The 19,419-nt window shown below is 62.1% G+C and carries 26 protein-coding genes; 19 read left to right on the top strand and 7 right to left on the bottom strand.

The annotated features are described in order from the left end of the window. The first annotated feature begins 82 nt into the window (after positions 1 to 82). From LG281_RS11920 to dnaQ, 4 genes are read left to right on the top strand one after another with little or no spacing between them, the layout of a single operon-like run. Positions 83 to 688, top strand: a complete 606-nt coding sequence (locus LG281_RS11920; RefSeq protein WP_404400946.1) for a Maf family protein — start codon at positions 83 to 85, stop codon at positions 686 to 688. Further along, positions 685 to 1,533, top strand: coding sequence for a shikimate dehydrogenase (locus LG281_RS11915; RefSeq protein WP_404400944.1), 849 nt, complete (start codon positions 685 to 687; stop codon positions 1,531 to 1,533). The genes LG281_RS11920 and LG281_RS11915 overlap by 4 nt, the downstream gene beginning before the upstream one ends. Further along, positions 1,530 to 2,135, top strand: a complete 606-nt coding sequence (gene coaE / locus LG281_RS11910; RefSeq protein ID WP_404400942.1) for a dephospho-CoA kinase — start codon at positions 1,530 to 1,532, stop codon at positions 2,133 to 2,135. The genes LG281_RS11915 and coaE overlap by 4 nt, the downstream gene beginning before the upstream one ends. Before the next feature lie 9 nt (positions 2,136 to 2,144). Then, positions 2,145 to 2,849 (top strand): DNA polymerase III subunit epsilon, encoded by a 705-nt coding sequence (gene dnaQ / locus LG281_RS11905; RefSeq protein WP_404400940.1) that lies wholly within the window; start codon positions 2,145 to 2,147, stop codon positions 2,847 to 2,849. A 54-nt stretch (positions 2,850 to 2,903) separates the two neighbouring features. Here the strand turns inward: dnaQ and secB are convergent, their stop codons facing one another. Both secB and LG281_RS11895 read right to left on the bottom strand, forming a co-directional pair. Further along, positions 2,904 to 3,449: a protein-export chaperone SecB gene (secB, locus tag LG281_RS11900; RefSeq protein WP_404400938.1), complete on the bottom strand. Its 546-nt coding sequence runs from the start codon at positions 3,447 to 3,449 to the stop codon at positions 2,904 to 2,906. A gap of 148 nt (positions 3,450 to 3,597) precedes the next feature. After that, on the bottom strand, positions 3,598 to 4,032 hold the full coding sequence (locus LG281_RS11895; RefSeq protein ID WP_404400936.1) for an FxsA family protein: 435 nt from the start codon (positions 4,030 to 4,032) through the stop codon (positions 3,598 to 3,600). A gap of 286 nt (positions 4,033 to 4,318) precedes the next feature. On the opposite strand from LG281_RS11895, the gene LG281_RS11890 reads away from it, so the two are divergent. The 6 genes from LG281_RS11890 (at position 4,319) to LG281_RS11865 (ending at position 8,840) form a co-directional block, all read left to right on the top strand. Further along, on the top strand, positions 4,319 to 5,038 hold the full coding sequence (locus tag LG281_RS11890) for a Tim44/TimA family putative adaptor protein (RefSeq protein ID WP_404400934.1): 720 nt from the start codon (positions 4,319 to 4,321) through the stop codon (positions 5,036 to 5,038). A gap of 34 nt (positions 5,039 to 5,072) precedes the next feature. After that, a complete protein-coding gene (locus LG281_RS11885; protein ID WP_404400932.1) occupies positions 5,073 to 5,690 on the top strand; it encodes a Smr/MutS family protein in 618 nt (205 codons plus the stop codon). After that, entirely contained in the window at positions 5,687 to 6,058 is a 372-nt protein-coding gene (locus LG281_RS11880; protein WP_404400930.1) for a helix-turn-helix domain-containing protein, read from the top strand. Before LG281_RS11885 ends, LG281_RS11880 begins: the two co-directional genes overlap by 4 nt. Positions 6,059 to 6,136: 78 nt before the next feature. Beyond that, on the top strand, positions 6,137 to 6,532 hold the full coding sequence (locus LG281_RS11875) for a hypothetical protein (RefSeq protein ID WP_404400928.1): 396 nt from the start codon (positions 6,137 to 6,139) through the stop codon (positions 6,530 to 6,532). 6 nt (positions 6,533 to 6,538) lie between these two features. Beyond that, positions 6,539 to 6,997 carry a DUF6644 family protein gene (locus LG281_RS11870; protein WP_404400926.1) on the top strand — a complete coding sequence of 153 codons (459 nt, stop codon included), beginning with the start codon at positions 6,539 to 6,541 and terminating at the stop codon, positions 6,995 to 6,997. Positions 6,998 to 7,112: 115 nt separating this feature from the next. After that, a complete protein-coding gene (locus LG281_RS11865) occupies positions 7,113 to 8,840 on the top strand; it encodes a putative bifunctional diguanylate cyclase/phosphodiesterase (protein ID WP_404400924.1) in 1,728 nt (575 codons plus the stop codon). On the opposite strand, the gene hslU is transcribed toward LG281_RS11865, so the two are convergent. From hslU to hslV, 3 genes are read right to left on the bottom strand one after another with little or no spacing between them, the layout of a single operon-like run. After that, positions 8,828 to 10,141 carry an ATP-dependent protease ATPase subunit HslU gene (gene hslU, locus LG281_RS11860; protein WP_404400922.1) on the bottom strand — a complete coding sequence of 438 codons (1,314 nt, stop codon included), beginning with the start codon at positions 10,139 to 10,141 and terminating at the stop codon, positions 8,828 to 8,830. The genes LG281_RS11865 and hslU overlap by 13 nt on opposite strands. Before the next feature lie 3 nt (positions 10,142 to 10,144). Then, a complete protein-coding gene (locus LG281_RS11855; protein ID WP_404400920.1) occupies positions 10,145 to 10,654 on the bottom strand; it encodes a GNAT family N-acetyltransferase in 510 nt (169 codons plus the stop codon). Further along, positions 10,654 to 11,178, bottom strand: a complete 525-nt coding sequence (hslV, locus tag LG281_RS11850) for an ATP-dependent protease subunit HslV (protein ID WP_404400918.1) — start codon at positions 11,176 to 11,178, stop codon at positions 10,654 to 10,656. Before hslV ends, LG281_RS11855 begins: the two co-directional genes overlap by 1 nt. Positions 11,179 to 11,948: 770 nt before the next feature. Between hslV and hisB the strand changes: the two genes are divergently transcribed. The 9 genes from hisB to coaA all read left to right on the top strand — a co-directional run bounded on the left by hisB (position 11,949) and on the right by coaA (position 17,300). Beyond that, entirely contained in the window at positions 11,949 to 12,536 is a 588-nt protein-coding gene (hisB, locus tag LG281_RS11845; protein ID WP_404400916.1) for an imidazoleglycerol-phosphate dehydratase HisB, read from the top strand. A gap of 38 nt (positions 12,537 to 12,574) precedes the next feature. Then, positions 12,575 to 12,943: a DUF2628 domain-containing protein gene (locus tag LG281_RS11840; RefSeq protein ID WP_404400914.1), complete on the top strand. Its 369-nt coding sequence runs from the start codon at positions 12,575 to 12,577 to the stop codon at positions 12,941 to 12,943. After that, positions 12,940 to 13,590, top strand: coding sequence for an imidazole glycerol phosphate synthase subunit HisH (gene hisH / locus LG281_RS11835; RefSeq protein ID WP_404400912.1), 651 nt, complete (start codon positions 12,940 to 12,942; stop codon positions 13,588 to 13,590). The genes LG281_RS11840 and hisH overlap by 4 nt, the downstream gene beginning before the upstream one ends. After that, positions 13,590 to 13,958 (top strand): hypothetical protein, encoded by a 369-nt coding sequence (locus LG281_RS11830; protein ID WP_404400910.1) that lies wholly within the window; start codon positions 13,590 to 13,592, stop codon positions 13,956 to 13,958. The genes hisH and LG281_RS11830 overlap by 1 nt, the downstream gene beginning before the upstream one ends. Continuing rightward, complete coding sequence (gene hisA / locus LG281_RS11825) at positions 13,955 to 14,686, top strand: 1-(5-phosphoribosyl)-5-[(5-phosphoribosylamino)methylideneamino]imidazole-4-carboxamide isomerase (protein ID WP_404400908.1); 732 nt, start codon at positions 13,955 to 13,957, stop codon at positions 14,684 to 14,686. The genes LG281_RS11830 and hisA overlap by 4 nt, the downstream gene beginning before the upstream one ends. Continuing rightward, complete coding sequence (locus LG281_RS11820; protein ID WP_404400906.1) at positions 14,687 to 15,028, top strand: hypothetical protein; 342 nt, start codon at positions 14,687 to 14,689, stop codon at positions 15,026 to 15,028. Positions 15,029 to 15,134: 106 nt separating this feature from the next. Continuing rightward, positions 15,135 to 15,923 (top strand): imidazole glycerol phosphate synthase subunit HisF, encoded by a 789-nt coding sequence (hisF, locus tag LG281_RS11815; RefSeq protein WP_404400904.1) that lies wholly within the window; start codon positions 15,135 to 15,137, stop codon positions 15,921 to 15,923. 109 nt (positions 15,924 to 16,032) lie between these two features. Then, the gene (locus LG281_RS11810) at positions 16,033 to 16,350 is read left to right on the top strand and encodes a phosphoribosyl-ATP diphosphatase (RefSeq protein WP_404400902.1); all 318 of its coding nucleotides are present in this window, start codon (positions 16,033 to 16,035) and stop codon (positions 16,348 to 16,350) included. Beyond that, complete coding sequence (gene coaA, locus LG281_RS11805) at positions 16,350 to 17,300, top strand: type I pantothenate kinase (RefSeq protein ID WP_404400900.1); 951 nt, start codon at positions 16,350 to 16,352, stop codon at positions 17,298 to 17,300. The genes LG281_RS11810 and coaA overlap by 1 nt, the downstream gene beginning before the upstream one ends. Positions 17,301 to 17,611: 311 nt before the next feature. On the opposite strand, the gene LG281_RS11800 is transcribed toward coaA, so the two are convergent. Further along, positions 17,612 to 18,613 carry an adenosine kinase gene (locus LG281_RS11800; RefSeq protein WP_404400898.1) on the bottom strand — a complete coding sequence of 334 codons (1,002 nt, stop codon included), beginning with the start codon at positions 18,611 to 18,613 and terminating at the stop codon, positions 17,612 to 17,614. A 78-nt stretch (positions 18,614 to 18,691) separates the two neighbouring features. Continuing rightward, positions 18,692 to 19,402 carry an endonuclease III gene (gene nth, locus LG281_RS11795; protein ID WP_404400896.1) on the bottom strand — a complete coding sequence of 237 codons (711 nt, stop codon included), beginning with the start codon at positions 19,400 to 19,402 and terminating at the stop codon, positions 18,692 to 18,694. Positions 19,403 to 19,419 lie beyond the last annotated feature (17 nt).

Here is a 19,419-nt window from a genome sequence, read left to right as displayed (position 1 = left end):
ACGGTACCAAATCGCATCTTAACAGGCTGTGGGGACGATCCTGTGAATAATCCCGGCGCCGGAGTGCCCGAAAGGCTTGATAATGCTGATCCTCGCCTCGCAAAGCGCAACGCGGAAAACGCTTCTGGAAAACGCGGGGGTGGTCTTTTCCGCACACCCCGCGGCCATTGACGAGCGCGCAATCGAGGATGAGGCAAAGGCCGCCGGAGCGGGCAAAGCCGCGATTGCCGAAGCCCTCGCGCTCGCCAAGGCGCAAGCCGTCAGCAAGGACAATCCCGGCGCCGTGGTGATCGGTGCCGACCAGACGCTCGAATGCGGGGATCTCGACGTCCACAAGCCGGCTTCGCGGGCCGACGCCGCCGCGCAATTGCGCGCGATGGCGGGCCGGCCGCACCAGCTCCACGCGGGGATTGCGCTCGCGAGGGACGGGGTACCGCTCTGGCGGCATGTCGAGACCGCGACGCTCGTGATCAAGGACTTTTCGGAGGCCGAGCTCAATGCGGTGCTGGATCTCGAAGGTGAGAGAGTATTCTCCTCGGTGGGCGGCTATCGGCTCGAGGGACCCTCGGTGCGGCTGTTTGCGTCCATTTCCGGGGATTATTTCACCATTCTGGGCCTGCCGCTCTTGCCACTGATGGCTGCGCTGGCCCAGTTTGCACCCGAGACTCTCAAACCGGGCGCATCATGACATCGTCGTCTTTCCCCTCCCCGGCTGCCTTCGTCATCGGCCATCCGATCGCACACTCGAAATCGCCGCTTATTCATGGCTATTGGCTCGAGCGCTATTGTCTTGCCGGGTCTTACACCGCCTTTGACGTCGCCCCGGCGGATCTGGGGGATTTCATTGCCCGGCTGCGCGCGGCCGAGTTTGTCGGCGGCAATGTCACCATCCCGCACAAGGAAGCGGTTATGGCCCATTGCGACCGGATCGATCCGCTCGCCGGGACCATCGGCGCGGTCAATACGCTCGTGCGCCGGGGTGAAGAAATTCACGGCAGCAATACCGACTATCTCGGTTTCCTCGCCAATCTCGACGCCGGCGCACCGGGCTGGGACAAAAATCTCAAGACCGCGATCGTCCTGGGCGCTGGCGGTGCTGCACGGGCCGTACTCGCCGCGCTCGTCGCGCGCAAGGCAGAAAAGATCGTCGTCCTCAATCGCACGCCCGATCGCGCCAAGGCGCTGGCGCGGGATTTCGGTGCGTCGGTCGACCTCGGTGCGCTCGAGCATTTTGCCGATTTCGCGCCGGAAGCGGGGCTTCTGGTTAACACTACGTCGGTCGGCATGGGCGGCACACGTTTTGACGGCCTGCCATTCGACGCGCTGGGGCAAGGCGCGGTGGTCAACGATATCGTCTACACACCGCTTGTCACTCCGCTGCTGGCGGCGGCGCGCGCGCGGGGGCACGTGACGGTCGACGGGCTGGGCATGCTCCTCCATCAGGCCGCCCCCGGCTTTGCCGCATGGTTCGGCAAGGCGCCCGAGGTGACCGAAGAGCTGCGCGCGCGGATTGTCGCGGCGATGGGGTTATGACGATGCTGCGTGTGGCGCTCACCGGATCGATCGCGACCGGAAAATCGACAATTCTCTCCCAGTGCGAAGCGCTCGGCCTGCCGACGTATTCGGCCGACACGGCCGTCCACGAACTCTACGAAAAGGACGCCGTGGCGGCAATGGAAACCATGTTTCCCGGCGTCACCGCCGGCGGGCGGGTCGACCGCGCGGCATTGAGCGCCGCGCTCGCGGACGATCCAAAGCGTATCGTCGATCTCGAAGAGCTCATCCACCCCCTCGTGCGCGGCAAGACCGAGGCTTTTTTCGATGCGGCCGAAGATGGCGGCGCCGATATCGCCGTTGTCGAAATTCCACTGCTTTTCGAAACCGGGTCGCGCTACGCGCTCGATGCGGTTATCGTGACCGTGTGCAAGCCCGAACTGCAGCGCCGGCGGGCCCTCGGCCGGCCCGGCATGAGCGAACAAAAGCTCGACATGATCCTCGCCCGCCAGATGCGTCAGGAGGACAAGGCCGCGCGGGCGGATTATGTTATCGACACCTCGGGCACGAAGGCCGACAGCGCCAACCAGCTGCGCCACATCATCGCAACACTGCGGGAAAAAAGAGGCAGGGCACAGTGAGTGTGAGAAATGCAGGCTAGCAATCGGGAAATCGTCCTCGATACCGAAACCACGGGGCTCAGCCCGCGGCAGGGCGACCGGCTCGTGGAAATCGGCTGCGTGGAACTGATCAATCACGTGCCCACGGGCAAAAACCACCACGTCTATATCAATCCCGAGCGGGACATGCCCGAGGAGGCCTTCCGGGTACATGGGCTTTCGGATGAGTTCCTGCGCGATAAACCCGTCTTCGCCGATGTCGTCGAAGACTTCATCGCCTTTATCGGCGACGCGACGCTGATCATCCATAACGCGCCTTTCGACATGGGGTTTTTGAACGCCGAGCTCGAATGGGTGCAGCGTCCGGCGCTAACCAACCCCGTGATCGATACGGTGATGCTCGCGCGCGAAAAGCATCCGGGTGCCAGGGTGAGCCTCGACGCGCTCTGCAAGCATTACGGCATCGACAATTCGCGCCGCACACTCCACGGCGCTCTCCTGGACTCCGAAATTCTCGCCGAGGTCTATCTCGAACTGATCGGCGGCCGTCAGGTGGCCCTCGCCCTGTCCGAGGAAGCCCGGACCTATGGCGCCGAACCCGACGCCCGCCCGCGCGCCGCGCAGCGCCCACAGCCACTGCCCCCGCGTTTGACGCAAGCCGAGCTGGCCGCTCACGCAGCGTTCCTGGAAAAGGAACTGGGCGACAAGGCGATCTGGACGCAATACGAGAGCTGACAAAAAACGCCCGGAACCGCGGCTCCGGACGTTTTTTCATTGCCGTATTTCAGGTCAGTTGACCGTCGGCTTGGCCTCTGCCCCGGCCTCTTCGCCTGCCTGCTGTTTCTGGCGCTCGGTGGCGGCCTGAAGGTTGCGGCGGTAGAGCGAAAGGAAATCGACAGGTTCGAGCATCAGGGGCGCGAAGCCGCCCTGCTGAATGGTCTGGGCGAGCACCTGGCGGGCAAACGGGAAGATGAGCCGGGGGGCTTCGACCATGAGGAGCGCGCCAAGCTGGTTTTCCGGTACGTTCTTGACACGGAAAAGCCCGCCATAAACCAGTTCGACCGCATAAACGAGCTTACCGTCATGTTCGGTCTTGACGTTGATCCCGATCTCCGAGGCATAAACCTCGTCGGATTGCTTTTTGACCTGAACGTTGATGTTGACGTTCGACCCCGGCTTTTGCGCGGCGGCGACCAGCGAGCCCGGAGCGTTCGGGTTTTCAAAGCTCAGATCCCGAATGTACTGCCCGACAATTGCGAAAGACGGCGTGCTGGCCGCATCCGGGGTCTGCCCCGCCGCGCCGGTATCGGGCTTGTCCTTGGTTTCCTCTGCCATGGGTGTTCAGTTTCCTCTTTTGTGTTGCGCGCCGCCCGGAAAAGGCGTCGCGCATGATCCTTGTGAGCCGGTTTGGTCAGGTGGCTATCACTTTTGGCCGAAGGTCACAAGGCGCGAGGAGGCCCTCTATCTGCCGCCTCCGGCGAGGCTACCGGTAGGAATCGTGATCGAGATCGATCGATTTGGGTCCGTCGGTCCCCGGATAGTTCGCCGGCCGGTAGGTCGTGACCACGACCATGTTGCGGCTCAGCGCCGTAAAGATCGCCGCGCGTACCGCCGGGATGAACAGGATGAAACCGATCGCGTCGGTCACAAAACCCGGGATCAGCAGCAGGACACCTGCCAGCGCCAGCAGCATCGCCTCGCCAAACTGCCGCGCCGGGACTTCCCCGCGCGCCATCATTTGCTGGCAATCGAGAATAAGCCCGATCCCCTGCATGCGCAAAAGGGCAATGCCCGCGGCCGCGGTGCCCACGATCGCGGCCAACGTTGCCAGAATGCCGATCTGTCCACCGACCCAGATGAAGACGGCAATCTCGATGAACGGCATCAAAAGGATGGCCAGAAGGATCAGGCGGCCCATCGCGAATTGTCCTTTGCGTGGTATGCAAGCTATCGTTGCGGACTCAACTGCGCACAGAAATGCGTGATTTCAACCCCGAGGCCTCCAAATTCCGCGCATAAACGCGTATTATTGTATGAATGAGGTGTCTTGAGCAGCGTTTTGGTTATCACCATTCGTTGAGCTTTCTGCGCCCCAAGGTGGTTTGCACGGCGCGATAGCTTATATATAGGTCACTCAATGTCCTATTGGGCCGGCCGGCTGCCGGAAAATTCCAACGCTTAACGCTTGAGGATGCGAGACACTTATGGGCGAATTTCTCGATTTCCCGACCATCATCGTTATCGTGGTGGCCATTGTCGTCCTGTTGCGGCTGCGCTCCGTCCTCGGTACGCGCACCGGCAATGAGCGTCCACCTTCGGCCCGCTATGAGCGCGTCTCCCGCACACGGCCGGACAATGACGAGACCGTCGTGCAGCTTCCCAACCGCAAGCCCCAGGCCGATGACGCGGAAACCGAGCGCTTCGAGAGAAAACGCGAGGCCGAGATCGAAAAATTCGGCAATGGCCGAGAGGACATCATCAAAGGCCTCAACGAGATTGCCGCGGCAGATGCCGGGTTCTCGCCCAAGTCCTTCATCGAGGGCGCCAAATCCGCCTATGAGATGATCGTCACGGCCTTTGCCGCGGGCGACCGCAAGACGCTCAAATCGCTCCTGGACAAGGACGTCTACGACAGCTTCGAAGCGGCCATTTCCGAGCGCGAGGCCGCCGGGCAAACCGTCGATTTCACCTTCGTGGGGCTTTCCAATATCGATTTCGCCGAAGTCGGCATGGACAAGCGCAACGCGGTGGTGACCTTGAGGATCGACGCCGAAGTGGTGTCCGTCACCCGCGACCGGGACGGCGAGGTTGTCGAGGGTACGCCGGGCCAGGTGGTTTCGATCGCGGACGAATGGACCTTCGTGCGCAACACCCGCTCGCGCGATCCCAACTGGAAGCTGGTCGCCACCAACGATCTTCAGTAACGCCCGATCCGTCCGGACGTATCGGAGCGTGGCCATGAGTAAGAAGGGTTCCGACAAACGCAGAACGGCGGGACCCTTGCGCGACTGGCATCTCTGGCGCGCGGTCGGCAAGACCGTCAACCCCATCCCCCACCGCAAGACCTCCGATCCCAAGACCCTGCTCGATGAGCTCGACGCCGCGCTCAACGCGCGGGGCAAATCGGAGAAGGCGGACAGGGACGCCGCTCCACGGATCGCGCCAGCGCCGATGCCATCGGCCCGTCCGGTCATCTCCGCCGCCCGCCCTCCGGTCGACAAGCCCATCGAGCCCGGGCTCAAAAAACGCCTCGAACGCGGCCATCTGCCTATCGATGCGACGCTCGACTTGCATGGGCTGACACAGGATGAAGCCCAGGCGGCGCTCCATCGCTTCATCCCGGCGCGCGCCGCGCGCGGTGACAGGACCATTCTCGTGATCACCGGCAAGGGGCTCAAAAAGACCGGCTATCTCCAGATCGAGCAGAAAGGCGTCCTGCGCTCCATGGTGCCGGTCTGGCTCAAGGCGCCCGAGCTCGCTCCGTTCATTGCCGGGGTCGACCGCGCTCACCAGAGCCATGGGGGGGAGGGCGCGCTCTACGTCCGGCTCAAGCGCAAGCGGGAGGATTGGTTTTGACGCCTTTGGGAGCCAAATTGCGCAAGATGCGCGCCGACCGCGGCATTGCGCTTAAGGACATGGCCAAGGCGCTCAATGTGTCGAGCGCCTATCTTTCAGCCCTTGAGCACGGAAAGCGCGGCAAGCCCACCTGGTTCATGGTTCAGCGGATCATCGCTTATTTCAACGTCATCTGGGACGAAGCCGAGGAAATCCAGCGGCTTGCGGAAATATCCGATCCCAGGATCACGATCGATACAGCCGGACTGCCGCCCCAGGCGACCGAATTGACCAACCGTCTGGCCGCCGAGATCGCCAATCTTGCCCCTGAAGATATGACCGCTCTTAAGGACGAAATCATCCGCCGGGCATTGCGCAAGAAAGCGTGAACACTTCTCGCCATCGCCCGGTCACAAAGATTTCCGATCCTTCCGGCCCAAAGATAGGCATGGGAAAGGAGGCGTGCCATGTCTTTTCTCTCGCGCAGAAGGGCTCTCGCCATTCTGGCCGGACTGCCCTTGATAGTGGCAACACCCGCCATGGCGCATCATGGCTGGGCCTGGACCAGCACCGATGCATGGTTCGAATTAACGGGCGCTTTGACCGATATGTATATCGGCCATCCGCACGTGACCGTGGAGATCGACGATGGGGAGACCATCTGGCATGTCGATCTTGCCCCGCTTGCGCCCACGCTTGCCGCGGGGTTCGATGAATCCGCTGCTGCAATCGGCGACACGATCACCGTAATCGGCCATCGAGCGCTGGACGAAAACGAACCGCACATGAAGGCGGTCCGTGTGATCACCGAGGTGGGCACGTTCGACGTCTATCCGCAACGCGCCGCGGCGCTCGGGGACTGACCGGCGATGCTCGAGGCCATTGAACAGATGCCCCTGGCGCATTTCCTGCGCCGGGACCTTTACACCTACCCGGTGGTCAATGCGCTCCATATCCTTGCGCTCGGGGTGCTGTTTACAACCGCCGTTCTCATGGATCTGCGCATTCTGGGCCTCGGACGCCGGCTGGAGACGGGCGCGGTGGTCGACGCGCTCCGCCCCTTTGCCATCAGTGCATTGGGGATCGCGGCTTTGACCGGCGTTCTGCTCTTTATCGTCCAGCCGCTGCACTACGCGCCCAATCCGGTCTTCTGGACCAAGATCTTGCTCGTGGGGCTGGCTTTCGCCAATGCCGGATATTTCGTACTCGCCCGGCGCCATCTTGACCCCGAGAGTGCCGTGACCCGGATCTCGGCCGTTCTTTCGATGCTTTTGTGGGCCTTGGCCATCTTTGCCGGCCGTGCCATCGGTTATTTCGGGAGCGAGTAGGGCAAACCGCTCAAAGTTGAGTTCGGCTCACTCTTTATGAAAATCCAAACAGATAGTTAAAGTTTTCCCGCTACCGTTCGTCGCCATGTGACGTAAGGCAAGGGGAGGACTTCCCATGGCAAGCACGGTGCTATGGTCCAAGACCTTTGCGGGCACCGAAGAGCGCCTCGAAGCGCTCGATCTGGCCGTCGAAGAGCTCCCGGTTGGCGTTGCGCTTTTGCACCTCGATGGCCGGCCGATCCTCTTTAATCGGATGTTCCGCGAACTCTACCACATCAAGGAGGGCGAACTCGACAGGCCGCTTTCGTTTGACGAGATGATCGCCGAAGGGCGTTTCACCGACTGGAAAGAGGATCCGGCGGCCTATTTCAAGCGCCTGACCGATACCCTGCGCCGGGGCGAACCCTTTTCCGCTGAGGTCGAGATCGGCGGCCGCGTTATCGCGGTTAACGACAGTCCGCTCGAGGGCAAATATCTGCTCACGACGCAGCAGGACATCACCAACCAGGTGATCGCCGAGCGCCGCGCCGCCTATCTGGCACTTCACGATCCGCTGACCGAATTGCCCAACCGCGCCGCGTTCTCGTCCGAATTGACCACTCTGCTTGAAGAAGCGCGCGTGCGGCGCGAGGAGTTCGCGGTCCTCGCTGTCGATCTCGATCATTTCAAGGATGTCAACGACGTCTTCGGCCATGCGACAGGGGACGCGCTGCTCAAGGAAATCGGCAAAAGGTTCAGTAAGGCTGTCGGGGGTGAGTTCCTCGCCCGTCTGGGCGGCGACGAGTTCACCTTCATCTGCCGTGGCTCTCAGCCGCACGGTGTCGCCACGCTCGCCGAAAGTATCTATTCCCACGCCTCGGGCGAAATGGTGATCAACGATCACTCCCTGGTGGTTGGGCTGAGTATGGGAGCCGCGATCTTCCCCACCGACGGGGACGACGCCAAGACCCTGCTCAACCGTGCGGACGCCGCGCTTTACCGTTCGAAATCCGAAGGCCGCGGCATCATGCGGTTCTATAAGCCCGAAATGGACGAGCGTATCCACGAGCAGCGCCTGCTCCAGCAGGACCTGCGTGTCGCCGTCGCGCGCAATGAATTAAAGCTTCACTACCAGCCCCAGGCCAGAATCGACGGCACGATTACCGGCTATGAGGCCTTGGTACGATGGGATTTGCCACGCCTTGGCATGGTCATGCCCGACGATTTCATCCCGCTTGCGGAAAAGACCGGGCTTATTATCGATATCGGGGAATGGGTCCTGCGTGAGGGCTGCCGCGAGGCCGCCGACTGGCCCGAGCCCTTGCACATCGCGATCAACCTCTCACCGGTCCAGTTCCGCCACGGCGATCTCGCCGGGCTGATCCACGAGGTTCTGCTCGACACTGGACTAAGGCCAGACCGGCTCGAGCTCGAAATCACCGAAAGCACGCTCGTCGACGATTTCGGCCGGGCGCTCAGCCTTTTGCGCCGGATCAAGAATCTCGGCGTCAAGATCGCCATGGACGATTTCGGGACCGGCTATTCCTCGCTGTCCTATCTGCAGGCTTTCCCCTTCGACAAGCTCAAGATCGACAGGTCCTTTGTTGCCCGGATCGACCAGTCCGAGCACGCCAAGGAGATTATCCGCGCGGTGATCGGATTGGGGCGCGGCCTCAATCTGCCCATCATCGCCGAGGGTGTCGAGACACCCGCACAGCTTGCATTCCTCACCGCGGAGGCCTGTCATGGCATTCAGGGTTATCTCGTCGGCAAGCCCGCCCCCTTCATCAACGGCGTGCAGACCTCCCCGCGGCGCCGCAAACCAATACCGGCGCCGCGGGATAGGGGCTTTCAGAGCACGTAGCGGCTTAAATCGGCGTCGCCGGCCATCTTGCCGACGGTCTCGCGCACCATCTCGCCGGTGATGGTGACTGTCGTGCCGGTCTTGTCAGGCGCATCATAGGAGATGTCCTCGACCAGCCGCTCGAGCACCGTCTGAAGCCGCCGTGCGCCGATATTCTCAACGCTTTCATTGACCGCGGCCGCGATATCGGCAACCGCCTCGATGGCGTCGGGGGTGAATTCGAGCGTCACTCCCTCGGTTCCCATCAGTGCGACATACTGCCGGATCAGCGAATATTCGGTGTCCGAGAGAATGGCGATGAAATCGTCCTTGGTGAGCGCCTTGAGTTCCACCCGGATCGGCAAGCGGCCCTGCAGTTCGGGCAGGAGGTCCGAGGGCTTGGAGACGTGAAACGCACCCGAAGCGATAAAGAGGATATGGTCGGTCTTGACCGGCCCGTATTTGGTGGCGACCGTCGTGCCTTCGATGAGTGGCAAGAGGTCCCGCTGCACGCCCTCGCGCGAAACGTCGCCGCCACCCCGCCCGTCGCGCACCGAAATCTTGTCGATCTCGTCGAGAAAGACGATGCCGTGGTTTTCCACGAGTTCGATGGCTTCGGCTGTCAGTTTGTCCTGGTCGAGAAGCTTGTCGGCCTCCTCGTTGATGAGGATATCGTAGCTGTCCTTGACCTTGACCGTACGCTTCTGGCCCTTGCCGCCCAAAGCCTTGCCGAGCATGTCCGAAAGATTGATCATTCCCGCGCCGCCTCCAGGCATGCCGGGGATTTCGAACATGGGAATGCCGCCGGGCTGGCCGGTGACCTCGATTTCGATCTCCTTGTCGTCAAGCTCGTTATTCCGGAGCTTTTTGCGGAAACTGTCGCGGGTCGAGGGCGCAGCCGATTGCCCCACGAGCGCATCGATCACGCGCTCTTCGGCGTTGATATGCGCGGTGGCTTTGACCTCGGCGCGCTTCTTGTCCTTCAAGAGCACGATACCGGCCTCGACGAGATCGCGGATCATCTGCTCGACATCGCGGCCCACATAGCCCACCTCGGTGAACTTGGTCGCCTCGACCTTGACGAACGGAGCCTGCGCGAGCCGTGCGAGCCGCCGCGAAATCTCGGTTTTGCCGACGCCCGTCGGCCCGATCATGAGGATATTCTTGGGCGTCACCTCACGGCGGATATCCTCGGGCAATTGCTGGCGCCGCCAGCGGTTCCGGAGCGCGATCGCAACCGCACGCTTGGCGTCGCCCTGCCCGATGATGTAGCGGTCGAGCTCGGAGACGATCTCGCGGGGGGAAAAGCTTCTGTCGTTCATTGTCTATTCGTCCTTGTCCAGGAACCGCACCATATGGTGCTCATCGATAAATTTACCATCCACCATCAGTGCGCGCGGTTGCGTGCCATATGTGGAAAAACCGAACCGCGCATAAAGCCGCTGGGCGGGAAGGTTCTCGGTGCTCACACCAAGATGCACCTGCAACGCGCCCTTTTGCCTGGCATGTGACAGGACGGCTTCAACCAGGAGGTCCGCCGCTCCGGTCCCACGCGCCTCAGGCGCGACATAAACGCCGAGCAACCATCCCCGATGTCGGGCCTTCTGCCCCGGCTCGGGCATAAAATTGGCGCTCCCGACGAGGTTTTCCCCGTTAAAGGCGCCGAAAAAAGCGCGTTCGCCCGAAAACAGGCCGAGCCAGTATTGCCAAGGGCGGGCCTCGGCCTCTTCAATCGAGTCGCCAAACGCATAAGGTGCATCGCCGAGAGCGAACAGCCGCAAGGTCCGATAGGCATCGGCATCGTCTGCGGACAGCCGCCGCACGCGCAGCGCCATCACGCCGTCTCGAGGCTTTCGACCGTGATGTCGGAATTGGTGTAAACGCAGATATCCGCCGCGATTTTCATCGCCCGCTCGGCGATCTCTTCGGCGTCCTTGTCGGTGTCGATCATCGCACGCGCCGCCGCGAGCGCGTAATTGCCGCCCGAACCGATGGCCGCGATGCCGTCCTCGGGCGAAAGCACGTCTCCTGTCCCGGTCAGGATCAGCGTATCGGACTTGTCGACGACGATCATCATAGCTTCGAGCCGCCGCAGATAACGGTCGGTTCGCCAGTCCTTGGCAAGCTCCACGCAGGCACGCATCAATTGGCCGGGATATTGCTCGAGCTTGGCCTCGAGGCGCTCTGAAAGCGTGAACGCGTCCGCGGTCGCGCCGGCGAACCCGGCAAGAACGGTGCCCCCGGCGAGGTGGCGGACCTTCTTGGCGCTGTGTTTCATCACCGTCTGGCCCATCGAGACCTGCCCGTCCCCGGCAACAACGACCTTGTTGCCTTTGCGCACCGAAACGATTGTCGTCATAAAGGGCATACTCCACACTGTCTTGTTTGCCGCTCATATTTAAGTCGTGGCGGGCCGATTGCAATGCGGGTGCGTGGCAGGCCGGATCAAGGCCCAGTCGGACCTTCTGCAACTGCCCAGCCCAAAGCGCCCTCCGGCAATCTGCCATCAGGTTCAAATAGCGTGGACGGTATGCGGCGAGACGCGCCTCATACTGATTATTAAAGTGCGAAGCGAGCCTCGCCGCATACGTCCGGGATTTTTGGCTTGGCGTCCGCTCGGGCTGGGGCCAATCCCCGCCGCCTTTCGGCGGTTACCACAGGATCGCTGTGGCTGGCCACGGTGACGTTTGGGCCTCCGCTGGGACGACTCCCATCGGACCCGGACCGGTCCCGCCCAAACGTTCGTTGCGCCTGCGCCCATCAAGCGGGTCCGTGCACGCAGAATAAGCGAAGTTTTGGAGGCGGGGATAAGTTTAGGGCAGAAACTTCGGCCAGAGGCGCAGCGCGGGAAGAGCCCTTTCGCGCGCTGTCCAGCACGTGGCTGGATTCCGGGGACAAGCCCCGGAATGACGGCCGGGGGGTAATTTGCGGCTGCCCCGCGGCGTTGTCACCCCGGGGATAAGCCCCGCGATGTTCACACATCTCGATGAGCCCCTGTGCGCCAGCTTATCGTGCCACGCAGAGCGCGGTATGCAGGATAAACGCCCGGTTGGAATTGCCAGGGGGCTTTGCGTTGCAGGCACAACCTGTTAGAGGAACACTCGTCAATCCCCGGAGGGCAATAGGGTCATGCGGACCGCTAGCCTTGAGCGCAAGACCAACGAAACCGATATTGCAGTCGAGCTCAATCTCGATGGGACCGGCACGCACGAAATCGCGACCGGGGTCGGTTTTTTCGACCATATGCTCGACCAGCTCGCCCGCCACAGCCTCATCGACATGACTGTCAGAGCCAAGGGCGACCTTCATATCGACGATCACCACACGGTCGAGGATGTCGGCATCGCGCTCGGCCAGGCGGTCAAGAAGGCGCTCGGCGACAAAATGGGCATCGCCCGATACGCGTCATCCGATCTGCCGATGGACGGTACGCTCTCCCGCGTCGCACTCGACGTTTCGGGCCGGGCATTCCTTGTCTGGCGGGTGGCGTTCACGAGCCCCAAGATCGGCGCCTTCGATACCGAGCTGGTCCGCGAATTCTTCCAGGCCTTCGCGACCAATGCCGGGATCACGCTGCACGCGGAATGCTTTTACGGCGACAACAACCATCATATCGCCGAGAGCCTCTTCAAGGCGTTGGCCCGCGCGCTGCGGCAGGCCATTGAAATCGATCCGCGCGCCAAAGACGCGGTGCCTTCGACCAAGGGCGTGCTCTGACGATAAAGGCCGGGCACGCCAAAAAGGACATCATGCTGATGACCCTTTTTGCGATTTATTCCAAACCCGACGACGGTCCCGAAGCCATCGAGGCCGTGAGGCAGGGCTTTAGCTGGGCAGCGTTTCTGCTCACACCGGTCTGGGCGCTGCTCTATCGCGCCTGGGTCGTTCTTCTTGCCTGGATCCTTGCCATCCTCGCCTTCGACCCGCTCGCGCTTGCGCTCGGCTTCGAGACGGCGGCGGGGCTTTACACCGTCTTCGCACTCTGGATCGGCTTCGCCGCGCCGCAGATTCGTGAAAACGGGTTCACGCGGCGCGGCTGGCTGGCCCATGGCGAAGTGAGCGCCACAAGCCTCGAAAGCGCTGAAACCATCTGGCTCAGAAGACTATACGGAGCGCGCGCATGAGCGGCACGGTCGCGATCATCGATTATGGCGCGGGCAATCTCAAATCGGCACAAAAGGCTTTCGCCCGGGCGGCGGAAGGCTCCGGCATCGATGTTGTCGTCACCGACGACGCTGACGCCGTGCGCAAGGCCGACCGCATCGTCCTGCCCGGCGTCGGCGCCTTCGCTGACTGCATGGCTGGGTTGAAGGCGGTCTCTGGCATGATCGACGTGCTCGACGAGCGCGTGCTGGGCCGCGGCGTCCCGTTTCTCGGCATTTGTGTGGGCATGCAATTGCTCGCGAGCGTCGGCCGCGAGAAAATCGAGACCTCGGGCCTCGACTGGATCGCCGGTGCGGTAGAGAAAATCCTGCCCAACGATCCGACGCTCAAGGTGCCGCATATGGGCTGGAATACACTCACGCTTACCCGCGAACACCCGCTTTTCGACGGCATCGCAACGGGTGAAGATGGCCTGCACGCCTATTTCGTCCACTCCTACCATTTCGCGGTCGAAAACCCCGAGGACCGGATCGCGACCGCCGATTATGGCGGCCCGATCACCGCGGCGGTGGGCCGGAACAACATCTTTGGCACGCAGTTTCATCCAGAGAAGAGCCAGACGCTGGGTCTGGCCCTTATCGCCAACTTCCTGAACTGGAGGCCGTGATGACCGATCCCGAAGCGATCGTCCGCGCCTGGTGCGACGCCATTTCCGATCGTGACAAGGCGCGTTTTTTGGACCTGAGCCATGCCGCGATTGCCTTTTACGGTCCGGATGGCGTGGGTACCGGCCATGACGTGGCCGCCGAATGGTTCGATGCCGAACCCATGCGCATCACCATTAAATCCATCGAAGTCGACGGGCTGACCGTGCGGCTCTATCAGCATATCGATTGGCTCGACGCACAAGGGCACGTCGCCGACGCGGCGGACAATGCCGCCCAGATCGAAGTGCATGACGACAAGGTCTTTTCCTACCGCCGGATCGACGAGGCCGAAGGTCCCGCCGGCGACAAGCCGGTGATTTCTCCATGATCCTTTTCCCCGCCATCGATTTGAAGGATGGCCAGTGCGTCCGTTTGAAGCTCGGCGATATGAATGAGGCCACGGTTTTCAACGACGACCCGGCCGCGCAGGCCGCGACCTTCGAAACCCAGGGGTTCGAATACCTCCACGTGGTCGATTTGAACGGCGCCTTCGCCGGCGAGAGCGTCAACGGCAAGGCGGTCGAGGCCATCCTTGAGGCGGTGGATTTCCCCGTCCAGTTGGGCGGCGGCATCCGCACGCTCGAGCATATCGACGCCTGGCTCGACAAGGGCCTCGCCCGCGTGATCCTGGGTACGGTCGCGGTACGCGATCCGGAACTCGTCAAGAACGCCTGCCGCGCCTTCCCCGGCCAGGTCGCCGTGGGCATCGACGCGCGCGGCGGCAAGGTTGCCGTCGAGGGCTGGGCCGAGACGTCCGAGCTCTCCGCCATCGAGCTTGCCAAGCGTTTCGAAGGCGCTGGCGTTTCTGCGATCATTTATACCGACATCGACCGCGACGGGGTTTTGAAGGGCATCAATTGGGAGGCGACGCTCGAACTCGCCAACGCCACCTCCATCCCCGTCATCGCGTCGGGAGGCCTCGCGTCGATGGACGACATCCTGCGCATGACCCGCGCCGACGCGCAGATCCTCGAAGGCGCGATTTCCGGCCGTGCGCTTTATGATGGGCGCATTGATTCACGTGAAGCACTCGCGCTTTTGCGGGGCGCGGCGTAGATGACCGCGCCCAGGGGAACGGCCACGAAACGACGCTTCCCGTGGCTGCTCTATGCCATCATCCTCGCGGTCATCCTCTTTTTCGCCCTCGCGCCTGCCGGCTCGGCCTATATCGCGGCCCGCATCGCCGAGGCGAATGGCTGCGCCCTCAACGAGGGTGATGTCCACCCCTGCCCGATCGGCGGCACCGATTGGGGACCGATGATCTACGGCATGTTCGTGATGGGCTGGTTCATGCTCGTCACCCTGCCCATGGGATTTCTGGCGATCCTCACCTGGCTCGGTGCGCTCATCCTTCACCTCTTCCAATATTCGCGCCGGAAGCGTAAGGAGGCGCAGTGACACTCAAAGCCCGGATAATTCCCTGTCTCGACGTCAAGGACGGCCCGCTTGCCCGCAGCGGCGCAGCCGCGAGGACAGCAAAAGGTGAAGATGGAGCGGCCGTCCGATGACACTGAAGGCGCGTATAATTCCCTGTCTCGACGTTAAGGACGGCCGTGTCGTCAAGGGCGTCAACTTCGTCGATTTGAAAGATGCCGGCGATCCTGTCGAAGCCGCCATCGCCTATGATGCCGCCGGCGCGGACGAATTGTGCTTCCTCGACATCGCCGCCTCCCACGAAGGCCGCGACACGATCTTCGACGTTGTCGCCCGCACCGCCGAGCACTGCTTCATGCCCGTGACCGTCGGCGGTGGCGTACGCACGAACGAGGACATCCGCAAATTGCTCCTCTCGGGCGCCGACAAGGTCTCGATCAATTCCGCCGCGGTGCGCGATCTCGATTTCGTCGCCCGCGCGGCGGACAAGTTCGGCGATCAGTGCATCGTCGTGTCGGTCGACGCCAAGCGGCGCATGACCCGCGCGGTGGGCGGCGATAACAAGAGCGAGTGGGAAATCTTCACCCATGGCGGCCGCCAGCCCACCGGTATCGATGCGGTGGATTTCGCCGTCCAGGCGGTCGCGCGGGGGGCTGGCGAACTCCTCGTCACCTCGATGGACCGCGACGGTACCAAATCCGGTTTCGATATCGAACTGACCCGCACCATCGCCGACGCGGTGGATGTCCCCGTCATCGCCTCGGGCGGCGTCGGCACGCTCGATCATTTGGTCGAGGGCATTCGCGACGGCCACGCCAGCGCCGTTCTCGCGGCCTCGATTTTCCACTTCGGCACCTATACCATTGGCGAGGCCAAGGCCTATATGGCAGAAGCCGGCATCGCCATGCGTCGTGATTAGAGCGTTTTCAGAAAAAGGTGACAGACTTTTTCGCTTGCGCGGCCTTTCGGGTCGGTTCGAAAACGTGACAAACAAAACTTCTGTCCTTCTTGGGGGAGATCCGATGCCAATGACCCTTGACGCACTCGATGCGCGGCTGGCCGAGCGCACCGCCGCTTCGCCCGAGGACTCGTACACCGCAAAGTTGATCGCGCGCGGCACCGCCAAATGCGCGCAGAAGCTCGGCGAAGAGGCCGTCGAAACCGTCATCGCCGCGATGGCGCACGACAAGGCAGAGCTCGTCAAGGAAAGCGCCGATTTGATTTATCACTGGCTCGTGCTGCTGCGCGCCGAAGGTGTCCCCCTGTCCGATGTCATGACCGAACTCGAACGCCGCACGGCCCAATCCGGGCTCGAAGAAAAGGCGGCGCGGGGCTCTGCCGAATAATGGGCGCGCATAAGCTCGACTACGCCCCCTATCTCACCTTCTCGATGGCCGAATGGGCGAGGCTGCGCGCCGACGAGCCCATGACGCTCGATGCCGAGGACGTCGATCACCTGCGCGCGCTCAACGACCCGATCAGCCTCGCTGAGGCCGAAGAGGTCTATCTGCCGCTAACGCGCCTGCTCTCGTTCTATGTCGAAGCGGTCCAGGCCGTGCACATCGCCTCCACGCGATTTCTGGGGCATAACGGCGCCAAGGTGCCCTTCGTCATAGGCGTCGCCGGCTCGGTGGCGGTCGGCAAATCGACCACTGCCCGCATCCTGCGCGCGCTCCTGCGCCGCTGGCCGTCCTCGCCCAAGGTCGACCTCGTCACCACCGATGGCTTCCTCCATCCCAACGCGGTTCTCAAGGACCGCGGACTGATGGAGCGCAAGGGCTTTCCCGAAAGCTACGACCGGGCTGCCTTCGTCAACTTCCTCGCCCGGATCAAATCGGGGGAACCTTCGGTTTCCGCGCCGACCTATTCGCACCTCGTTTACGACGTGCTCCCCGATGAGCGCATCTGGATCGAAAAGCCCGACATCCTCATCGTCGAGGGCCTCAACATCCTTCAGCCCGGCGAATTGCCCAAAACCGGCAAGCCCATCGTCTTCGCGTCGGATTTCATCGATTTTTCGATTTATATCGATGCTGAAGAGGAGGTGCTCGAGGACTGGTATGTCGAGCGGTTCATGAAGCTGCGCCAAACCGCCTTCCGCGACCCCAAGAGCTTCTTCCGCCGCTTTGCCGAGCTGACCGAGGACGAAGCGGTTTCGACCGCCAAGGACATCTGGCGGTCGATCAACCTCGCGAACCTGCGCGAAAATATTCTGCCGACACGCGGGCGTGCGGACCTCATTCTTGAAAAAGGTCGCGACCACGCCATCCACCAGGTGGCGCTGAGGAAGGTCTAGCGGTTGTTTTGTCGCGTCGCAGAGATTATGACGGGTTCACGCGGGTGTCGGTGGCGCGCCGTGCCGGGTCACACGCACGGTTTCCCTTCTCCCCTTGAGGGAGAAGGTGGCCGCGAAGCGGTCGGATGAGGGGTGCCTGCGGCGCTGCGAACAGCACAAAAGCCGAGCTTTGCTGCGGCGCGCACCCCTCATCCGACCCTCGCTTCGCGAGGCCCACCTTCTCCCTCAAGGGGAGAAGGGAAGCCGTGCGTGTGGCAAGGACTGGGCCTCAAACAGGTGCGCCAACCACTCATAATCACTGCGACGGGACACTAAACCGCGATTCCCTCGCCCCGCGCCATCTCCTTGAGATCGGCAACGGGCCGCGCGCCCACATGCGAGATGATCTCCGAGGCCGCAAGGCAGCCCAGCCGCAGCGCTTCGTTCATCTCCTGCCCGCGCGCCATCGCCAGCAGGAAGCCCGAGGCGAAAAGGTCGCCCGCACCGGTGACGTCGACGACGCTCTCAACCGGGAAGGCCGGCACCGAGACGACCTCGCCATGCGCGATCGCCATCGCACCGCGCGGTCCCATGGTGATCGCGGCGACTTCCGCGTCTTCCGCGATCTGCAGGACGGCGGCCTGGAAGTCGTCGGTCTCGTAGAGTGCCTTTAGTTCCTCGATATTGGCGAAGACGTAATCCATCGTCTTGGACCGGATGAGGTCGAGGAATTCTTCGCGATACCGATTGACGCAGAATGGGTCGGAAAGTGTGATCGCCGCGGCGCGCTCGGCCTTGTGCGCGTAGTGCGCGGCCCGGACGAACGCTTTTTTGGCGAGCGGGGGATCCCAGAGATACCCCTCCATATAGGTGATCGCGGCGGACCCGATGGTTTCTTCGAAAATGTCCGCTTCGCTCAACTGCTGGGAGGCACCCAGATAGGTGTTCATCGTGCGCTCGCCGTCTTGGGTCAAAAAGATCATCGAGCGCGCGGTGGCTGTCCCGTCGGTCAAATACGGCGTTTCGAAATGGATGCCCTTGTCGGAAAAGTCCGCGGCAAAGACCTTCCCCAGTTCATCGTCCGAAACTTTGCCCACGAACGCCGCCCGGCCCCCGAGCGCGGCGACACCGGCAGCGGTATTGGCCGCCGATCCGCCAGGGATCATCTGTTTGACCGAGGGCATTTTCTCAAAAAGCTCGGCGGATCGCTCGGCATCGACAAGATGCATGATCGATTTGCGCATGCCCTCGTCGATCAAAAATCTGTCATCGACTGGGGCGATCACGTCGACAATGGCATTGCCGATGGTCAGGGCGTCGAACCGGGTCGTCATCAGCGCTCCGCAATTATTGGACGAAAAAAGGCCGTTGGCCGTCCCGCTTACGGCATCGCGCCGGGTCTTTCAACTCTCTCACGCGGTTTTGGCCGGATAGCGGCACCACTTCGCGATGATGCAGCGGTCGCAGGCCGGTTTGCGCGCCTTGCAGATATAGCGCCCATGCAGGATGAGCCAGTGATGCGCGTTAAGGAGATATTTCGCCGGCACCCGCTTTTCGAGCTTTTTCTCCACCTCGAGCGGCGTTTTGCCCGGCGCGAGCATAGTGCGGTTACCCACACGGAAGAGGTGCGTATCAACCGCGATGGTGGGCTGGCCGAACCCGATATTGAGTACGACATTCGCCGTCTTTCGCCCCACCCCCGGCAAGGCTTCGAGCGCCGCGCGGCTATCGGGGACCTGGCTGTCGTGCTTTTCAATGAGCGCCTGGCTCAACGCGTAGACGTTCTTTGCCTTGTTGCGGTAAAGCCCGATGGTCTTGATATAGTCCCTGATCCCCTCTTCCCCGAGCGCCACCATTTTCTCTGGCGTGTCCGCGATCTTGAACAAAGGCCGCGTAGCCTTGTTCACGCCCACATCGGTCGCCTGCGCCGAAAGGACGACCGCGACCAGCAGGGTGAAGAGATTGACATATTCGAGCTCCCCCTGCGGTTCGGGATCGTGTGCGGCAAAGGCGGCGAACATGGCTTCGATTTCGGATTTGGTGAGGGCTTTGACCAAGGCGAAGGGAACTCTTTGTTGAATTGATTTTTGTGCGTTTAATACCAATAGATAAGCCATGATCATCTGACAAACGGCTTTGC

It is taken from the genome of Pelagibacterium halotolerans, assembly GCF_044811015.1.
Classification (GTDB): Bacteria; Pseudomonadota; Alphaproteobacteria; order Rhizobiales; family Devosiaceae; genus Pelagibacterium; species Pelagibacterium halotolerans_A.
The sequence above is the reverse complement of the archived record's forward strand: the minus strand, read 5'-3'. Positions and strand labels throughout refer to the sequence as shown.